The organism is Spirosoma aureum (assembly GCF_011604685.1).
Taxonomy (GTDB): domain Bacteria; phylum Bacteroidota; class Bacteroidia; order Cytophagales; family Spirosomataceae; genus Spirosoma; species Spirosoma aureum.
This window is the reverse complement of record NZ_CP050063.1, coordinates 8,071,844-8,090,929: the sequence shown is the minus strand read 5'-3', so window position 1 is coordinate 8,090,929 and position 19,086 is coordinate 8,071,844. Positions and strand designations below refer to the sequence as shown.

The 19,086-nt window shown below is 52.0% G+C and carries 13 protein-coding genes; all 13 read left to right on the top strand.

All coding sequences use genetic code 11. The features are described 5' to 3' along the window. Positions 1 to 2: 2 nt before the first annotated feature. The 13 genes from G8759_RS32440 to G8759_RS32390 all read left to right on the top strand — a co-directional run bounded on the left by G8759_RS32440 (position 3) and on the right by G8759_RS32390 (position 19,068). A complete protein-coding gene (locus G8759_RS32440) occupies positions 3 to 1,727 on the top strand; it encodes an FAD-dependent oxidoreductase (RefSeq protein WP_167217445.1) in 1,725 nt (574 codons plus the stop codon). Between the two features lie 46 nt (positions 1,728 to 1,773). Continuing rightward, positions 1,774 to 3,591: a beta-N-acetylhexosaminidase gene (locus G8759_RS32435; protein ID WP_167217443.1), complete on the top strand. Its 1,818-nt coding sequence runs from the start codon at positions 1,774 to 1,776 to the stop codon at positions 3,589 to 3,591. 126 nt (positions 3,592 to 3,717) lie between these two features. Further along, on the top strand, positions 3,718 to 4,113 hold the full coding sequence (locus tag G8759_RS36105; RefSeq protein WP_232074040.1) for a PQQ-dependent sugar dehydrogenase: 396 nt from the start codon (positions 3,718 to 3,720) through the stop codon (positions 4,111 to 4,113). Next, the gene (locus G8759_RS32430) at positions 4,035 to 6,395 is read left to right on the top strand and encodes a PQQ-dependent sugar dehydrogenase (RefSeq protein ID WP_232074039.1); all 2,361 of its coding nucleotides are present in this window, start codon (positions 4,035 to 4,037) and stop codon (positions 6,393 to 6,395) included. The genes G8759_RS36105 and G8759_RS32430 overlap by 79 nt, the downstream gene beginning before the upstream one ends. A 40-nt stretch (positions 6,396 to 6,435) precedes the next feature. Then, positions 6,436 to 7,455, top strand: coding sequence for a Gfo/Idh/MocA family protein (locus G8759_RS32425; RefSeq protein WP_167217441.1), 1,020 nt, complete (start codon positions 6,436 to 6,438; stop codon positions 7,453 to 7,455). Positions 7,456 to 7,962: 507 nt separating this feature from the next. Further along, positions 7,963 to 11,004, top strand: a complete 3,042-nt coding sequence (locus G8759_RS32420) for a SusC/RagA family TonB-linked outer membrane protein (RefSeq protein ID WP_167217440.1) — start codon at positions 7,963 to 7,965, stop codon at positions 11,002 to 11,004. An 80-nt stretch (positions 11,005 to 11,084) separates the two neighbouring features. After that, positions 11,085 to 12,437, top strand: a complete 1,353-nt coding sequence (locus G8759_RS32415; protein WP_167217438.1) for a RagB/SusD family nutrient uptake outer membrane protein — start codon at positions 11,085 to 11,087, stop codon at positions 12,435 to 12,437. Positions 12,438 to 12,459: 22 nt separating this feature from the next. After that, complete coding sequence (locus G8759_RS32410; protein ID WP_232074038.1) at positions 12,460 to 13,854, top strand: DoxX family protein; 1,395 nt, start codon at positions 12,460 to 12,462, stop codon at positions 13,852 to 13,854. A 13-nt stretch (positions 13,855 to 13,867) separates the two neighbouring features. Next, entirely contained in the window at positions 13,868 to 14,218 is a 351-nt protein-coding gene (locus G8759_RS36100) for a hypothetical protein (protein WP_232074037.1), read from the top strand. After that, complete coding sequence (locus G8759_RS32405) at positions 14,110 to 15,675, top strand: hypothetical protein (protein ID WP_232074036.1); 1,566 nt, start codon at positions 14,110 to 14,112, stop codon at positions 15,673 to 15,675. Before G8759_RS36100 ends, G8759_RS32405 begins: the two co-directional genes overlap by 109 nt. Next, the gene (locus tag G8759_RS32400) at positions 15,668 to 16,285 is read left to right on the top strand and encodes a c-type cytochrome (RefSeq protein WP_167217436.1); all 618 of its coding nucleotides are present in this window, start codon (positions 15,668 to 15,670) and stop codon (positions 16,283 to 16,285) included. The genes G8759_RS32405 and G8759_RS32400 overlap by 8 nt, the downstream gene beginning before the upstream one ends. Before the next feature lie 23 nt (positions 16,286 to 16,308). After that, a complete protein-coding gene (soxC, locus tag G8759_RS32395) occupies positions 16,309 to 17,559 on the top strand; it encodes a sulfite dehydrogenase (RefSeq protein WP_167217434.1) in 1,251 nt (416 codons plus the stop codon). A 6-nt stretch (positions 17,560 to 17,565) separates the two neighbouring features. Next, complete coding sequence (locus tag G8759_RS32390) at positions 17,566 to 19,068, top strand: SLC13 family permease (RefSeq protein ID WP_167217432.1); 1,503 nt, start codon at positions 17,566 to 17,568, stop codon at positions 19,066 to 19,068. Positions 19,069 to 19,086: the final 18 nt, after the last annotated feature.

Here is a 19,086-nt window from a genome sequence, read left to right as displayed (position 1 = left end):
GAATGAATCGACGGAATTTTATTGAACGATTATCGATCAGCAGTGGCGCTGCTTTAACGGCGCCACTGCTGACATTTCCTGCAACTGCCCATAGCCTTGTCGGGCAATCCTTTTGGCGAGTCGGCCAGGCCGAACGCAAGGTCGATCTGGTCATAGCCGGTGGCGGGTTGGGTGGTTGCGCTGCGGCTCTGGCTGCCTTACGGAATAAACTGACAGTGGTTTTAACCGAAGAAACCGACTGGATTGGCGGCCAATTGACCCAGCAGGGCGTTCCGCCTGATGAACATCAGTGGATTGAAACGCATGGAGCAACGAAGCTTTACCGTGATTTTCGGAACGCCATCCGAAACTACTATCGCCAGAATTATCCATTGACGGAGTCGGCCAAAACACGCCCGAATCTGAATCCCGGCGATGGGGTTGTGTCGAAACTCTGCCATGAACCACGGGTGGCACTGGCGGTTCTGCAACAGATGCTGGCGCCCTACATCAGCGCGGGTCAGCTAACCGTGCTGATCGAACACAAAATTACGGGTGCCGATGTTAGTGGCGATAAAGTCCGTGCCCTCAAAGCCGTTAGCCAGCAGACAGGCAACGAAGTTATCCTGTCGGCCTCTTATTTTGTCGATGCTACCGAACTGGGTGATCTGTTGCCGCTGACCGGCACCGAATTCGTGACTGGAGCTGAATCGCGCCAGGAAACGCGGGAGCTACACGCCCCCGAAAAGGCCGATCCGGACAACTGTCAGGCATTTACGATGTGCTTTGCGATGGATTATATTCCGGGTACTAACCACGTCATCGATAAGCCCAAAGAGTACGATTTCTGGCGCAACTATACCCCTAAGGTTACACCCGTTTGGTCTGGTAAACTGCTGGATCTGGCCTATTCGAATCCTAAAACGCTGGAACCGAAAAAGCTGGGTTTTCATCCCGAAGGAGTCAGCACTGGCGATAGCCTCAACCTGTGGAATTACCGCCGGATTATCAGCAAAGACAACTTCAAACCCGGTACGTATGCGGGCGACATTTCGAGCGTAAACTGGCCACAGAACGATTACTCGCTCGGTAACCTGATCGGGGCCAGCGAAAAGGATTTTAAGAAACACGTTGAGCGGGCCAAGCAGTTGAGCTTATCGCTGCTCTATTGGCTTCAGACCGAAGCCCCACGCCCCGATGGCGGGCTGGGATGGACCGGCCTTCGCCTGCGTGGTGATATGATGGGCACTGAAGATGGTCTGGCCAAATACCCGTACATCCGGGAATCAAGGCGCATCAAAGCGGTATTTACCGTCCTGGAAGAGCATGTCGGTGCCGATAACCGGGCATTGATAACGGGAAAGAAGACCGACAATACTGCTGCCGAATTTTCCGACAGCGTAGGCGTGGGCTATTACCATATTGATTTACACCCCAGTACGGGCGGCAATAACTACATTGATTTTGGTTCCCTGCCCTTCCAGATCCCATTGGGGGCTTTATTGCCAAAACGGGTCGAAAACCTGCTGCCTGCCAATAAAAACATCGGTACAACACACATTACCAATGGCTGTTATCGACTGCATCCGGTGGAGTGGAGCATCGGGGAGGCTGTAGGGATGCTGGTTGCGTATTCGCTTGATAAGAAAGTAATTCCGCGCGTCGTGCGGGAGAAAGAACAGTTGCTCGATGGATTTCAGACGATGATTCGCTCGCAGGGAATTGAAACCCAATGGCCTAAACCGTAAGCGCGGATTTACGTCTAAGAGACGGTTGTTCTAAACCTTATTTATAATGCATAAATTAATTGTTCTGCTCTTGCTGGCGGTTACGGCTTCGGCCCAGGTACCGATTCCAGCGCTTATTCCTGCTCCACAAACGCTTGAACCAGCTATTGGCGCGTTTGCAATCACCGCCCAAACCCGCCTATCAATACTGACACCCGCCCCCGATGTGCGCAAAATGGTGACGGATAATCTGCCCGGAATTCCGACAACAGATATGGCCAGACCCACCAAAGCCATTACGGTTCGATTAGCTCCCGTAGCGGGCGTAGGGCCGGAAGGGTATGATCTGGTGGTGGCACCAACGGGTATTATTCTGACGGCTCCTGAAGCCGCCGGACTGTTCTATGGTCTGCAAACGATTCGTCAATTGCTGCCTGTTGCGAAATCATTCCGTGACCAGTCAGTTCCGGCTCTGCACATTCGCGACCAGCCCCGGTTTGGCTGGCGCGGATTGATGCTGGATGTGAGTCGTCACTTTTTCGATAAGGCGTTTGTAAAGCGGTTTATCGATCAAATGGCGCTGTACAAATTCAACGTTTTCCACTGGCACCTGACCGACGATCAGGGATGGCGTATTCAGATCAATAGCCTGCCTAAATTGACGGAAGTAGGTGCCTGGCGTGTGCCCCGAACGGGTCGCTGGTGGGATATTGAGAATCCACAACCGGGCGAATTGCCATCGTATGGTGGTTTTTACACGCAGGACGATATCCGTGAAATTGTCCAATATGCTCAGGAGCGACATATCACCGTCGTACCGGAGATCGATATGCCGGGCCACATCATGTCGGCCATTGCGGCTTACCCCAGCCTGACCTGCGGCAAAAAGCAGGTGGTTGTGCCACCCAATGGTAAATTCTATAAACTCGAAGACAATACGCTCAATCCCTGCAACGACAGCACGTATTTGTTCATCGACAAGGTATTCACCGAGATTGCTCAACTATTTCCAGGCCCTTATATCCACGTTGGTGGCGACGAAGCGTACAAAGGTTTCTGGTCCAGCTGCGAGGAGTGTAAAACCACCATGGCTGCCAATAACCTCAGCAGTGTGGAAGAGTTGCAGAGTTATTTCATTAAGCGGGTCGAAAAGATCGTGCAGTCGAAAGGGAAAAAGCTGATTGGCTGGGATGAAATTCTGGAAGGCGGTCTCGCACCCGATGCGACCGTCATGAGCTGGCGTGGTATGAAAGGCGGTATTGAAGCAGCCAAACAGGGCCACCCGGTTATTATGACACCGTACCAGTTCTGTTACCTCGATTTATACCAGGGTGAAGCATCGGCCGAACCCAGTACGTATGGCATCAATCGGCTGAGCACGTCGTACACGTTCGAGCCGGTTCCCGACAGCGTCGATGTTAACTTAATTCTGGGTGGGCAGGGCAATCTCTGGGCTGAAAGTGTACCGAATAACCGCCATGCCGAATACATGGTCTGGCCACGGGCGTTTGCCCTGGCCGAGGTGTTATGGTCGCCAAAAGAACGGCGGAACTGGCCCAATTTTGTCGATCGGATGGAAACTCATTTCAAGCGATTCGATGCGCAGGAGGTGAATTACTCGCGTAGTGTCTACAACCCGATTGTTACGCTGAAAAAACACCCAATGGGCATGATGGAAATCTTGCTTAGTAGTGAGCTGCCCGATACTTATCTTTATTATTCGACGGATAATACGGTGCCTGACGACCATTTTCCTTTGTATACCCAGCCTTTCCTGATGCCAAAAGGGGCCGATCGGGTAAAGGTTGTGGCCTACCGGAATGGAAAACCCATCGGACGCATGGTTGAAGTCACGTTGCCCGATATGGAAAAACGCGTTCAGTAACGAAGTGATGCGACTGGAAAGCACAGTAGAGTAGATGCTGGCTCCTACTTTCGACTGGATGCGGCCAGCCTTCGGTTTCGGCGCTTTCCAGGCGTATTACTCATCCTAAACCCCCTGACGAACATTATGAAATTGATGAATGCCTTTTTGCTGCTGACGACATTGTGGTTTTCGTTCACGTCGCAGCGATCACCACAGCTCTGGTCGGAGCAGCGAACCGATGCGCCCGACAGTAGTCGCTTTACGGCCATGCAGTTGGTGCAGGGGCTGGACGAACCGATGGGAATGGGCATTTTGCCCAACAACAACGTGTTGATTGTAGAGCGAAAAGGAGGTGTTCGATTATACGATGCTGAGCTTAAACAACTCAAAACCATTGCCCATATCAATGTGTTCAGCGGCATCGAGGATGGGCTTCTGGGGTGGCTGTTGATCCGGATTTTGTGCAGAACAACTGGATTTATCTTTATTACGGAGTTAGGGGTGAAAAGTGGGTTAGCCAACTGGCTCGTTATGAACTGAAAGGCGATCAGCTCAGTCAGGCGTCGAAAAAAGTATTGCTGGAGATTCCGACTCAGCGTAAATATTGTTGTCACTCGGCGGGTTACCTGACCTTTTCGAATGGTTTATTGTACCTCTCTACCGGAGATAACACCAATGCCGAGGAAATCGAAGGGCACAACCCAACCGACGAACGGCCCGGTCGCGAACTCTCCGATGATCAGGCGTCAACCGCCAACAGCAAGGATCTGCGCGGTAAAATCCTTCGTATTAAACCCGAAGCTGATGGCACCTATTCCATCCCCGATGGCAATCTGTTTCCAAAAGATGGTTCCAGAGGGCGGCCTGAGATTTATGTGATGGGCTGCCGGAATCCATTCCGGTTGTCGGTCGATCCGAAGAATGGGTATGTGTATTGGGGGGATGTCGGCCCCGATACGAATGTGCCTGCCGAAGAAGGTACGCTGAGTTATGACGAAATCAATCAGGCCCGGAAGCCCGGCTTTTTCGGATATCCGTATTTTCTGGGCAACAACGAGGCCTTCCCGAAATATGACTTTGCGACCAAGCAGGAAGGCCCTAAACAAGACCCGTTGCATCCGGTCAACAACTCACCCCATAATACGGGTATTCGTGAACTGCCAGCGGCCCAGCCAGCGATGATCTGGTACGGCAAACAGGCGTCGAAACGGTTTCCTTTGGTGGGCAAAGGCGGGGCCAGTGCCATGGCGGGCCCGATCTACTACCGTGATCAGTTTGCCGATAAAAAGAACCGATTACCTGATTATTACGATGGTAAGCTACTGATCTATGATTGGATACGCCGATGGATGATGGCCGTAACGCTCGATAAAGACGGCAATTATGTACGCATGGAGCCCTTTCTGAGCCATCTGAAATTAATTGCTCCGATGGATATGCAGTTCAATCGCGACGGTTCTTTGTACATATTGGCGTACGGCACCAATTGGTTTGCCAACAACACCGATGCCGGACTGATTCGGGTCGACTATTCAGAAGGCAATCGAAACCCGATCGCTGATATTCGGATTGATAAACGATATGGAGCCGCACCAATGACAATCGCGCTGTCGGCGGCTGGCTCGAAAGATTATGATCCCGGTGATCAACTGACGTACTCCTGGCAGATCGGCTCAGAAAAGCGGATGGGGAAAGAGGTATCGGCAACGATCGGCAAGCCAGGTGTTTATCCGGTAACCCTTACCGTAACGGATCAGCACGGCGCACAGGGACTATCGACGACAATGCTTCACGTGGGAAATACGCCCCCGCAGGTAAGCATCAATACAACCGGAAATCGCAGCTTTTACTGGGATAACACCAAACTCAATTACCAGATCAGCATTAAAGACCCGGAAGACAAATCCATTGACCCAGCCCGAACGACGGTTTCGTTCAGCTACCTGCCTTTTGGAAAAGACATTGCCAGTGCTTTGTCAGGTGGGCATACCGTTACATCGCACCTGCAGGGCGAAAAGCTACTGGCAGCCTCGGACTGTAAAGCCTGCCATGCCTTGGAAAAAACGTCGATCGGCCCAAGCCTCAAAGCAATTTCGGTACGGTATACGGGAAAAAGCGAAGCCGTTGATCAGCTTGCACAAAAGATTATTAAAGGAGGAAGTGGCATATGGGGCAATTACAACATGTCGGCTCACCCGGATTTGTCGGTGCAGGATGCCAAAGAAATGGTTGGATATATTTTATCGCTCAACCAGCAGGATGTCAAATTGCCAGTTCAGGGAACACTGCCATTAAACGAGCACGTTGGAAAAGGGTCCGAAGGCGCTTATGTACTGATGGCGGACTACAAAGATGAAGGCGCTAATGGAATTGAGCCGCTTACTGCCCGTGAATACATTGTGGTGCGTAATCCGCTAATTCAGATGGAAGACAATGATCGCGGTAATGTGGGTGTGGTCATTGCTACGGCCAATACGGGCTTCATTTCCTACATTCGCAAGATCTACAATACTAGTTTCGTCGTGTTCGATAAGCTTGATCTGAATCAGGTAAGCACCATCAGATACCGGGTGCAATCGCAGGGAGCCGGTGGCCGGATCGAAGTTCGATTGGATAGTGCGCAGGGACCAGTTGTCAGTACGATGGATATTCCCGGTGGTAAAGTACAGGACTTGAAAACAGAATGGAAAGAAGTGCTGGCACCAGTTAAATCGACGCAAGGGCTTCACAATCTGTTTTTTGTGTTCACCAATCCCGATGCTGCCCGCAAAGAATTGTTTCACATCGACTGGATGTATTTTGAGCCTAAAGCAAAACCGTAGTTTCTTCCTAGCATAGGTGTCATCAGCCTTCCTGATTTCCATGACAGATACGATTAATCCGAACAATTCACTTGTCAACCGTCGTCGATTTATTCATACCACACTAGCAGCTAGTCTAGGGCTAACCCTGGCGCAACCGTCAGTTGGGTTAGGGCATCACGATGCGTCGGTTGCATCCGGGAAACGGGTCGGTATTATCGGGCTGGACACATCGCATAGTTCCGTTTTTACGAAGCTCCTGAACGACCCGAAAGCCCTGCCCGAACTGGGCGGTTACCGGGTCGTAGCGGCCTATCCGCAGGGGAGCCGAGACATTGTTTCGAGTGTCAGCATGATTGCCGGATACACGGAAGAAGTCAAAAAATACGGGGTCGAAATCGTCGATTCTATTGGTGATCTTTTGGCTAAAGTAGATGTTGTGCTGCTGGAAACCAACGACGGACGATTGCATCTGGAGCAGGTCTTACCTGTCTTCAAAGCCGGGAAACGGGTATTCATCGATAAACCGATTGCCGCATCGTTAAGCGACACAAAAGCTATTTTTGCCGCTGCCGATCAGTATCACGTCCCCGTCTTTTCGTCGTCGGCTCTTCGCTTTGAAGAGCATGTTCAGCAGGTTGTTCAGGGGAACATAGGAGCCGTTACGGGAGCGGATGTATACAGCCCGGCAACGCTGGAGAAAACGCACCCTGACCTGTTCTGGTATGGCATACACGGTGTCGAAATGCTCTTTGCCGTTATGGGCACGGGTTGCAAAAGCGTGACAAGAACATTCAATGGTGAGGTCGATCTGGTCGTAGGTGTCTGGAACGATAACCGAATCGGTACATTCCGTGGGATTCGAAAAGGGGTGACCGGCTTTGGCGGCACGGCCTATGGCGAAAAAGGAATTATTACCCTTGGCCCCTTTACCGGTTACCAGCCCTTGGTCCGCGAAATAGTGCAATTTTTCGACACGGGGAAACCACCAGTGCCCGCTACAGAAACACTGGAGATGGTCGCCTTTATGGAAGCCGCCGATGCAAGCAAGCGTCATCGCGGAAAAACTGTGCGCTTATAAAGCTTATCCGAAGGGCTGACAATCAGCAGTATTACCAAAATTTTATAAGTAAAACGCGAAATAAAATTTGCGGGTTTAATTGTCTATGCACAACTTTGTGTGCTGATAGTCAATTAAATACCCTTATTTCCTATCTATTCTATAGAGAATAGAGGTATTTAATTTGTAGCTTTCCCTGAAAACGTGGGATTTCTGTCTGGCTAATTGGTGGCAATCGCAAGCCAGTAACAAAGCCGCAGATGCCAAATAGGAAGGGGCTTTATTAGTCAATGTTGATCATCAATAAACCTCTTAGTCTATATAGTTAATTGATATTTGTTTAATCCCGTTGTTGACCTATGACATAATCTTCCTGCACGAACTACCAGTCACTTAAAGCCTGCCAATAAAAAAACCGGAACGGCGGCAACCGTTCCGGTCGGTCACAACAAGATATTGGCACCTGGCCTCCCGGCGATCGCAACGCCTGTTGGCCTACCTTGTTTCTCACGTAACCATTACAAAGTAATGCAAAAACTCTATGCAGTTTGGGTAATTCTATTACTCATTCCGTTCGGATTGTCGGCACAATCGCCAGACAGTCCATCAAACACAACCAATGCTTCACTTACCGGCACCGTCCGGGCCGACAATGGCGAACTGCTTCCTGGCGTAAACATCGTCTTGAAAGGACAGACAAAAGGAACTGTCACTGACGCCAACGGGAAATTCAGCTTATCTGCCAAACCTGGTGATCTAGTAGTACTGTCGGCTATTGGCTACAAAACAATCGAGGTGCGCGTAACTGGTTCGGCTCCGTTACGGGTGCAACTGGAAGCCGATTTGCGGCAGCTCAATGAAGTGATTGTAGTGGGCTATGGCACTGCGGAACGAAAAAACCTCATCGGTTCCATTGCTAAAATAGACCCCAGCGACACAAAAGTTATTCCGGTCGGAAGCGTAGACGCTCAGTTGCAGGGCAAAGTGCCGGGTGTCCAGATTTCGAGCGCCACAGGTGTGCCGGGCGAACGGGTCAATATTCGGGTGCGTGGAGCAACGTCAATCAACGGCAGCAATGACCCTCTTTATGTGGTAGATGGCGTGTTTATCAATAACAATAGCCTGCAAAGTATCAGTACGGGCGGTAAGGCGACCTCTCCGATTGCCGACATTAACCCGTCCGATATTGAAAGCATGGAAATCCTGAAAGATGCTGAAGCAACCGCTCTATACGGATCGCGCGGGGCTAATGGCGTTGTTATCATCACCACGAAACGGGGAGCGTTTGGCCAGCGGCCAACCATCAAGATCGACGCTTCGGCGGGAGCTGCCAAAGCGGCTAAACTTTGGGATCTGACAACGGGTCCGGAGCATGCTACATTGGTGAACGAATGGTGGGTAAACACTGGCAAAGACGATCCGACGCTTAACCGGACGGTTGCCAACCGCCCATTCCGGCCTGTTTCAGAGGGTGGACGCGGCCTTCCCGAAGAGCAAAAAACGTACGATCGTCTGGGCGAACTGTTTCGTACGGCCCAGCTCCGTAATTATGATATTTCACTGACAGGCGGTACGCAAACGACCAAATACTACATTGGTGGTGGCTACAATACGCAGGAAGCCATTATCCGGCCTATCGATTTTAGTCGTGCCAGCTTTAAAGTTAACCTCGATCAGCAGGTAAACGATAAGATTCAGGTTGGGGTAAGTAATACGTTTACCCGCACCTACCGCAATCAGGGTCGCGCGGGTGATGGTCCGGCCGGAGGGCTGTTGCAGGCTGCATTGCATACGCCTACCTACCTGTCACCAACGAATGATCAGGGCGTTTTGGTTGGCCGGGCCGGGTTCGACAACCTCACTTTGCTGATCAATAATTACAATGTTCACACGACCAGTCTTCGCTACATTGGAAACCTCTATGCCGATGCGCAATTGCTGCCGGGTCTGAAATTTCGGACCAGTTTCGGCATTGATTACAACAACTACAACGAGTCGGAATACTGGAATTCGCTCCTGATTTCGGGAAGCCCCAACGGCTATGCAACATCGAGCGTTAGCCAGTACACAACCTGGCTGAACGAACAGACACTGACATACCGGAAAAAACTTGGCGCGAACCATTCGTTTGGCCTGTTGGTCGGTAACACACTGCAAAGTGATAACCTCACGCGTACCTACGCTGAAGGGCGTGGTTTCCCAAATGACAACTTTACCCAGATCTCGTCGGCGGCTACAACCGCCAGCTCGCAGAACTGGAGTAAAAGCACCCTGGCTTCTTTTTTCGCCAAAGCTGACTACAATTTTGCGGGCAAATACCTGATTGATGCCAGTGTTCGGGCCGATGGCTCGTCGCGGTTTGGTTCATCGCGCAAGTGGGGGTATTTCCCGTCGGTGGGTGTGGCCTGGCGCATCAAACAGGAAGAGTTTCTGCGCGATGCGACATTTATCAGTGACCTGAAATTCCGGGCCAGCTGGGGCGTAACGGGTAATCAGAATGGCATTGGGAACTTTGCCGCACAAGGTCTTTGGACCGGCGGCACGGGCTATCAGGGCAGTCCAGGTATCTCGCCCCAGCAGTTGGGCAATCCTGATTTGCAGTGGGAGCGGACCCGGCAGATCAACGCCGGACTCGATGTGTCGCTGTTTAATGATCGGGTTGGCTTCGAGTTTAACGTCTACGACAAATACACCTCGAATGGCCTGCTACAAATAGCCCTGGCGGGAACAACCGGCTTCAGCAACTACTGGAGCAATGCGGCCGAAATCAGCAACAAGGGTTTCGAGTTTGGTATCAATACGGTCAATATCCGCCGGGGTGGGCTAACCTGGACGACCAGCTTCAACGTAGCACAGAATGTTAACCGCATCGAAAAGCTGGCAACACCCCTGCGTTACGGAAGCCGCGATCTGATTCTCCAGCAGCAGGGATTCCCACTGTATTCGTTCTGGGTCTATAAACAGCTCTACGTAGATCCGCAAACGGGCAACGTGGTCTACGACGATGTGAATAAAGACGGTAAAATAACCGTTGACGACCGACAACTGGTGGGCAGCATCTGGCCGAAATTCTTTGGTGGACTGACCAATAGTCTGACCTTTAAAGGGTTTGATATCAATCTGTTCTTCTCGTACCAGTACGGCAACAAGATTTATAATCACAACAAATTCTTTGGTGAGGGTGGGGGAGCCCGTGATGCCGCCCGCATCATTTTTGCGACCAATCTGGCCCGCTGGCAGAAGCCGGGCGATATCACCGATGTGCCGCGCCCCGATGGCATTAATGTCAACAACTACCGCGATGGTGGAAGCCGTTGGCTGGAAGATGGGTCGTTTTTGCGGCTCAAATCGCTGGCTATTGGGTATACGCTCCCCAAAGAATTAACCCGCCGGGTGGGTATTCAGGGTCTACGGGTCTATGCCGTGGGTACGAATCTCTGGCTGCTGACCAAATACACAGGCCTCGATCCGGAGTCGAGCGCCAGCAGCGATCCGAATTCGCAGGGTATCGATCTGGGTACACCTCCTCAACCTGTTGGTATACAGGGTGGTATTAGTCTGACTTTATAAGCTGCCTCTTTCCGGTGCTGTCTTGCCCGGTCGTGCGTCTCTATCGACAATGGCAGGATATCACCCAAATGAATCAACCAATGAATCGCATAAAAATCATTTTTTCGCTGCTCCTGCTGCTGAGCGCCAGTAGTTGCAAGGAGTTTTTAGATGTTAAACCGCTGGAGTCGATCTCCGACACGGAAACGATAACCGATCAGAATTCGGCGTTGACAGCCCTACGTGGTGTTTACAGCGCACTGGCCAGCGGTGATTATTACGGCACCAGTTTTCAAAGTATTGGCTATCTGACGGGTGATAATATTCAGTGGACCGGCTCGCAGTCGCAGGTGCAGGAGTTTATCAACAAGAAGGTCAACGCCGATAATTCGACAATTGCCAGTGTCTGGATCGCGATTTACCGGACGATCAACCGAGCCAATAACGTATTGGCGAAAGTGCCGGCTGTAACGGACCCAACCCTGACCACGGCCCTTAAAAACCAGTATCTCGGCGAAGCGTATACCATTCGTGCCCTGGCCTACTTCGATCTGGCCCGCACATTTGGTGGGGTGCCCATCATTACCAGTCCAACGACCAAACCGACGGACAATTCGGGCATTAAGCGGAGCAGTCAGGCCGATACTTATGCACAGGCGCTGAAAGATCTGGACGCGGCCGAACCCCTCCTGCCGACTACAGTCGATCGCTATCGGGTGACACAGAAAACGGTTTTTGCCCTCAAATCCCGCTATTATCTGTATCAGAAAGACTACGCGAAGGCTGAAGATTATGCGACCCGACTCATCAGCGATGCGACCAACTATAAGCTGCTGAAACCATATGGAGCTTTTTTCCAGAGCGATGCGCGGGGAACGGCAGAATCCGTATTCGAGATTTTCTATAACGGCACGACCGAAGTCAATAGCCATCGGGGCCAATGGCAACCACAAACGAACGGTGGTACACGCCAGTGGGCTCCCAACGATGCGCTGGTGGCACTGCTGAATAATCCGGCCATTGGCGGAAATCGCTCGGTGCTCGTGGCTAAAGACAACCAGAACCGCTGGTACGGAAACCTCTATTACCGCAACCCGGCTTCTGACCCGTCGTACATCTTCCGGATTGCCGAAGCCTACCTGATTCGGGCCGAAGCCCGCGCGCAACAGGACAAACTCACCGATGCGCTGACGGACCTCAATGCCGTGCGCGATCGGGCGGGGTTGACCGCACTCACCACGGCCACTGCCGCAACGAAAGATGCGATTCTACTGGCTGTAGAAAACGAACGGCGGGTTGAATTCGCACTGGAGCCGCATCGCTGGTTCGACATCGTGCGGACGGGCCGTGCTCCGGCTGTTTTCAATCTTACTGACCAAAACCGGTCGGTGCTCCCTATTCCGGTGCAGCAACTGCTGACCGATAAGGCGCTGGAACAAAATCCTGGATACTGATCACTACTCAATTAACATCATCATGAGTTATTCAGAAACTATTTCCGCTCCGTCACCGACTAGCCAGCCTTTTACTGTTCCGGCTGATGGTCACTGGACAGCCGTTGAAAAAACTATTTTTCGGTTCGTTTTCCTGTATTTTCTAATTCAGGCCTTACCACTCGATGCGCAATTCTTTGTGAATCTGGTTGACTTTAATGGCGGCTATACACGCTACCTGTTCAATCTGTCGCACTATGCGCCCCGGTTTTTCGGGCCAGAGGATACCTTCGTTAACTGGGGCGTTGTGCTGGTGTTTGCTGCTATCGGTTCGGTGGTGTGGTCGTTTCGGAACGATTCTAAAACCGACTACGACCAGTTGTATTACTGGCTGCGGGTTATACTGCGCTATCGGCTGGCGCTGGGCGTGATTGCCTACGGATTCATCAAACTGTTCCCGTTGCAGGCACCACTGCCGTCTATCAGCAACCTCAACACCGCTTATGGTGACCATACGGCCTGGAAGCTATTTTCGCTGTCGCTGGGGATCGTACCCAATTACGAATCCTTTCTGGGGGCTGTCGAATTGGCCGGTGGTCTGCTTTTGCTTAACCGTAAGACAGCCACGATCGGTACGTTGATTCTGCTGCCGTTTCTGGGGAATGTGTTCTTCTCGAATCTGGCTTACGAAGGGGGCGAATATGTCTATAGTGGACTACTCATCACGTTTGCGCTGGTTCTGTTTGCCTTCGATGCGATCCGTTTGTTCCGGCTACTGTCGCTGGAATTGCCAGCTTCTCCCAATCGTTTTCATCTAGTTCTGAATGAGCAATGGCAGCGGTATGGACGATTCGCTCTCAAGTCGGCATTTATCCTGTTTACGGTCCTGCTTTATGGGTTTACGACCTATTCAACCTACCGAAATGGCTCCGTTCGGTTTCCGAAAACACCGGGTTTGCCAGGTGCTGCCGGGCTTTATAATGTCAGTGAGTTTCGAGTAGGCGGCAAAACACTGCCTTATGCCAAGAACGACCCTGTTCGTTGGCAGGATGTGGTGTTTGAGACCTGGAATACGATCAGTATCAAATCGAATCGACCTGTCAGGATCGTCAATACGGTTACGGAAAAACTGCCAGCTACCGACCGTACCGGCGGATCGACTGAAGAGGATTATGAATTTGCCGGATCGCAGGGGAGGCATTATTACCGCTATACTGTAGATCCGGCCCGAAACCTGTTGACGCTCAAAAACAGCAATCCGAACTACGCTGCTGAAACGCTGCAACTGACGTATACAAAGGCAGGTAACGGACAGATTATTCTCGCTGGACTGGACGAAAAGCGTGATTCAGTCTACGCTGTGCTGGATAAAATCAACAAAAAATACCTCATCGACGAGGCCGCCAAAGCTGGTCGGCGCGGATCGCTCAAACTCTAATCTCCTCTGAACGATGGCAACCCCAAACATCACTCCCGAACGTGCGGACTTAGGACTGGTATCGCCCGAAGAATTAGCGGCCCCCCCCAGTCTGATTCGAGCCAATCCCGGCGGCAATCTCCATTCGTCGCTCAGTCAGCCGTTCAAGAGCGGCCCTGGCCAATTCCGGCTGAACCCGTATCGACTAAGTCAGACCCGGCCTGGACAGAAAACCAGAAAATTCTATTCCGGATTGCGTTTGTGTTCTTCATTAGTATGTCGCTGCCCAATAGCCTCGACTGGTATAAAGAAATTCTGGAATTCGACTGGCTGCACCTGCATTACCGCGACCTCTACGATGTGGCCCGCTTCGGTTCAGGCTTAACGATCTTTGGCAATAAGCTCTTCGGCAGTACGCTGAATGGGTATGCGCCCTGGATCATTACGCTGATTTTTGCAACGGTTGCCGGGTTGATCTGGACGGCTGTAGCCCGGTTTCGCAACGCCGAAGCGCGCGATTACAACTTGCTTTATTACTGGTTGCGGGTTGTTGTACGCTATCGGGCAGGCATCGGCATTATTGGTTTCGGTTTCACCAAACTAATGCCTACCCAATTGCCGTACCCATCACTGGGTGTACTGAACACAAACTTCGGCGACCTGACGGCCCAGAAAATCTACTGGCTTTCAATTGGCATTGCGCCCTGGTATGAAGTGTTTACGGGGGTGGTTGAGGTGCTGGCAGGCGCTTTGCTGTTTTTTCGGGTCACCACGTTCTGGGGTGCCGTATTGCTGTTTGGGGCGCTGGCCGATATTGTTTACGTCAACTTCGCTTATGATGGAGGAGTGCATGGCTACAGTTCCTATTTCGTGCTACTGTCCGGCTTCCTGTTGATCTACTACATCAAAGACATTTACAACCTGCTCATCCGGGAACGACTGACAAGTCCGAACTATTTCGCACCAACATTTACGGGCTGGCAGCAGTATGGGCGGATTGGGCTGAAAACGCTCACGATCGGTCTTTTTCTGGTGTTGCTGTTCTGGCTCCAGTACGTCAATTTTCGGTATGATCCCTATAAGCAACCGGCCCAAAAAGGCATAAAAGAACTGCGGGGTAACTACAACGTGACCGAGTTCCGGCTCAATGGAAAGGTGCTACCCTACTCGCCACTGGATTCGGTACGCTGGCAGCAGGCCACCTTCGAAAACTGGACCACACTGACGTTCAAGGTCAATAAACCGGTTGAGCTAGACCTTTCCAATGGGGGAGGTGCGCCCATGCGCGACATCAACCGAACCTTCGAACTGACGGGTGTTTCAGGTGGGCAGCGGGTATTTTATTACGAAGCCGACCCCGTTCATCACGTTCTGTATTTGCAGGATAAAAATCGGGGAGCCCGCAATGCCGAGAACCGGGAATTTCTGGGTAATAATCGCGATCTGGGCGGAACAAACGAAGGAGGGGCACGTGGTCGATCGAGAGGTGAGGGCCGTCGCGGTGAAGACCGTCGCGGTGAAGGCCGCCGGAAAGATGATGCTGGCGAATCCGGCAAACCAGATAACTGGATTCCCAAAGAAGCACTGGCAATCATTGGGCCCGAAGACCCGAAGATTGATCCAATTGCCCGGTCGGCCCGGCGTACCAAAGGGATTGAAGCCGAAAATCGCCCGACCAAGCGTAATCGCATGATTCTCAGTTATACCGCACAGGATGGTGGCAATAAGGTCATCCTGCGGGGAGTCAACGAAACGAAAGATTCGATTTATGTGGTGCTGGACCGCTATAGCCGGAAATATGCCCTGTCGGAGAGCACACTGAAAGCAGGGAAGTATGAGTAATGCATGGCTGGTGCTACCTGTCGGGTTGTTTGTGGCGGTTCTCGATCTGTACCCGCATCCGATTGCTGGCTCCCTATTTTCTGATACGAGTCAGGCGGATAGAAGTCGAAAGGGCGTTCTGAATACCGACTCATTGCCTACCCGATTTGGCTATGGCAAACCGGCAAGTGCTGTGCAGATAACCCCGCTGGACATCGATGTACGTCCTGATGGTCAGGGCTTACCTGCCGGGTCTGGTACGGCAACGACCGGTGCGGTAATCTTCGCGGCAAAATGTGCTGCCTGTCATGGTGCGGGTGGGGTAGGAGGCCCCAACGGATCGTTGGTCACAACGACTCCGGCACCGGGAAAACGAACCGAAAAAGTGATTGGCAACTACTGGCCTTATGCTACGACTGTGTTCGATTACATTCAGCGAGCCATGCCATTTAGCCAGCCGGGTTCATTAACCAACGAAGAAGTTTATTCGCTGACGGCTTACCTGCTGACGGCGAATAAACTTCTCGACGAAAAAGCCGTGCTAAACGCCCAGACATTGCCGAAGATAGTAATGCCTGCTCAAAAACTATTTGTGCCCGACGACCGGAAAGCGGGGCCAGAAATACACTAAGGAAAACTAATGGATAATGAATCATGGTGAAGCCTGATAGCGACGGTGATCAACCGGCTAAACCCGCGACGATCACCCGTCGAACTTTATTGGGTGGAGCTGCTACTGCTGCCGTAGCGGTGGTACAAACTTCGTTTGCAAAGGGTTTGCAGATTAGTATTCCCCAGGTTCCCGACGATCCGACGAAGCAGATGGGCGTTCCGCCGGGTAAGGTCGGAACGCGGTCGGCATTTGAGAAACTGGCAAAAAATGCCTCTGATATTTCGTCGCGGTCGCCATTGCAGGATTTGTACGGCACTATCACTCCGTCTGACCTGCATTTCGAGCGGCATCACAATGGCGTCCCGGCAATCGATCCGGCCAAATACGAACTGCTCATTCACGGCCAGGTCGAACGGCCAACGGTGTTTACGCTGGCTGATCTGAAACGGTTTCCGTCGGTATCGCGCATTGCCTTTCTGGAATGTTCCGGCAATTTCCGTACGGGCAAAGAAACCATGTCTCCGCAGGAAATTTGTGGCCTCACGAGTCAGAGTGAATGGACCGGTGTGCTGCTTTCGACGCTGTTTCGGGAGGTGGGCGTAAAACCCAGTTCCAGCTGGTTTCTGGCTGAGGGCGGTGATGCTGCGCTGATGACCCGCAGCATTCCGACCAGCAAAGGCTGGAACGATGCCATTATTGCCTATGCGCAGAATGGCGAAGCGCTTCGGCCCGAACAGGGCTATCCGGTGCGGCTGTTTCTGCCCGGTTGGGAAGGAAATACAAGCGTCAAATGGCTACGTCGGCTTGAACTGGGGGATGCTCCCTGGCAAACCCGGGAGGAAACCTCGAAATATTCAGAAGGCATTAAAGGAGGCAAAATCCGGCAATTTAGCTTTGACATCGATGCCCGATCAATCATCACATTTCCGGCTTATCCGGTTCAGATTCAGAAAGGCTGGATCGAGATTCGGGGGCTGGCCTGGAGCGGCCGCGGAAAAGTAAGCCGGGTAGAGGTCAGTACGGATGCCGGTAAAACCTGGAAACTAGCTGAGTTGCAGGAGCCCATTCTGGATAAAGCGCATGTACGATTCCGGCACCTGTGGCAATGGAATGGATCTGAAACCGAGATCATGAGCCGTGTAACCGACGAGACGGGCTACGTACAGCCAACGTTCGCTCAACTCATTGATGCTCGGGGTGCCGATACTGGCGGCTATCATTTTAACCCGATTACGGTCTGGCAGATCAAACCCGATGGGCGTGTGCTGAACCGGCCCGAAAATTTTCGATAAGCGATTATGGAAAATACGACAATTCCGGAATTAGTCCATCCTGACACTGTTCGAAGGGCCGTGGTGCCTGCTCACTGGCTGAAATATAGCCTGTTGCTGGCCGGACCCCTGCTCTTTTGGGTATTGGGATATGGTGAATTGTTGCCAATTGCGCCAAAAATGCAGCTGGTTATTGGCGTTGCAGCCTGGATGATGGTCTGGTGGATTAGCGAAGCCGTTGCCCTGCCCGTAACGGCTTTTTTACCCATAGTATTGTTCCCGGCGCTGGCCATTCTGGATCTGCCGACTACGGCCGCCAATTATACGAATCCCACGATCCTGTTGTTTCTGTCGGGCTTTGTGTTCGCGCTGGCGGTTGAACGGCACAACCTGCACACCCGCATTGCACTGCATATCGTGCGACTGATCGGAACGGCCAGCCACCGGCTGGTGCTGGGCTTCATGGTGGCTACTGCTTTTGTTAGTATGTGGGTGAACAATACGGCCGCTGCGCTGCTGATGCTGCCCATTGCCCAGTCGGTGCTTCATTTGCTGGAAGACGATTTCCGGCGAGCGGGTCAGGAGCGCCAGTTTCGCCCTTTTGCAGTGAGTTTGCTGCTGGGACTCGCCTATTCAGCCAGTATTGGAGGTATTGCTACCACCATTGGCACACCGACCAATGGGGTGCTGCTGGGTTTCCTGCGCGATTCCTACAAAACTGATATTTCGTTTACGGGCTGGTTTGTTGTCGGATTTCCACTGGCAGTATTGATGCTTACGGCCACATACCTCATTCTGGTCCGGCTCCTGTTTCCGGTGAGAGGCCATGCGTTACCTGATGCATCGGCCATCATTCGGGATAAACTGACGGCGTTAGGACCGATACGGTATTCCGAATATGCTGTCAGTGCGTTATTTCTGCTCACGGCCATCGGGTGGATTTTTCGGGCGTTTTTCGTGAAATGGCTGGGTGCCGATTTTCTGAACGACACCATCATTGGCATGAGCGGTGCTTTACTGCTCTTCCTGACTCCTGACCCGACCAGTAAAACCGGCTTTTTATTCGACTGGAGTAGCATGAACAAGTTACCTTGGGGCATTCTGTTCATGATCGGCGGAGGGCTGGCGCTGGCCAAAACACTCGAAAGCTCCGGCATTATCGGGCTGATCGGCGATACTGTTGCGTCGTCAGGTACGCATGACTACAGCGGATTGCTTGTCGCGCTGGTAGGCATCACGTTGTTACTGAAAATAATCATTGCCAATACGCCACTGGCAACGGCGGCTCTTCCGATGGTTTTTGGTATTGCTACTGCCACCGGTATCGATCCGATTCTGCTGGGTGCCCCCGTAACGTTTGCGGCTAGTTTTGCGTTCGTGCTGCCCATGTCGACACCACCAAACGCCATTGTGCTGGCAACCAGCCAGGTTACTATTCGGGATATGATCAAAGCCGGGTTGCTACTGGCATTAGTAGGTTTCCTGCTGCTGATTGCGTTTGGTAGTACCTACAAATGGATGACTAACTGAACAGACCAACTAAACCAC

Coding starts and splice junctions, on each gene's coding strand:
- G8759_RS32440 (WP_167217445.1), top strand. CDS start 3: ATGAATCGACGGAATTTTATTGAACGATTATCGATCAGCAGTGGCGCT.
- G8759_RS32435 (WP_167217443.1), top strand. CDS start 1,774: ATGCATAAATTAATTGTTCTGCTCTTGCTGGCGGTTACGGCTTCGGCC.
- G8759_RS36105 (WP_232074040.1), top strand. CDS start 3,718: ATGAAATTGATGAATGCCTTTTTGCTGCTGACGACATTGTGGTTTTCG.
- G8759_RS32425 (WP_167217441.1), top strand. CDS start 6,436: ATGACAGATACGATTAATCCGAACAATTCACTTGTCAACCGTCGTCGA.
- G8759_RS32420 (WP_167217440.1), top strand. CDS start 7,963: ATGCAAAAACTCTATGCAGTTTGGGTAATTCTATTACTCATTCCGTTC.
- G8759_RS32415 (WP_167217438.1), top strand. CDS start 11,085: ATGAATCGCATAAAAATCATTTTTTCGCTGCTCCTGCTGCTGAGCGCC.
- G8759_RS32410 (WP_232074038.1), top strand. CDS start 12,460: ATGAGTTATTCAGAAACTATTTCCGCTCCGTCACCGACTAGCCAGCCT.
- G8759_RS36100 (WP_232074037.1), top strand. CDS start 13,868: ATGGCAACCCCAAACATCACTCCCGAACGTGCGGACTTAGGACTGGTA.
- G8759_RS32405 (WP_232074036.1), top strand. CDS start 14,110: ATGTCGCTGCCCAATAGCCTCGACTGGTATAAAGAAATTCTGGAATTC.
- G8759_RS32400 (WP_167217436.1), top strand. CDS start 15,668: ATGAGTAATGCATGGCTGGTGCTACCTGTCGGGTTGTTTGTGGCGGTT.
- soxC (WP_167217434.1), top strand. CDS start 16,309: ATGGTGAAGCCTGATAGCGACGGTGATCAACCGGCTAAACCCGCGACG.
- G8759_RS32390 (WP_167217432.1), top strand. CDS start 17,566: ATGGAAAATACGACAATTCCGGAATTAGTCCATCCTGACACTGTTCGA.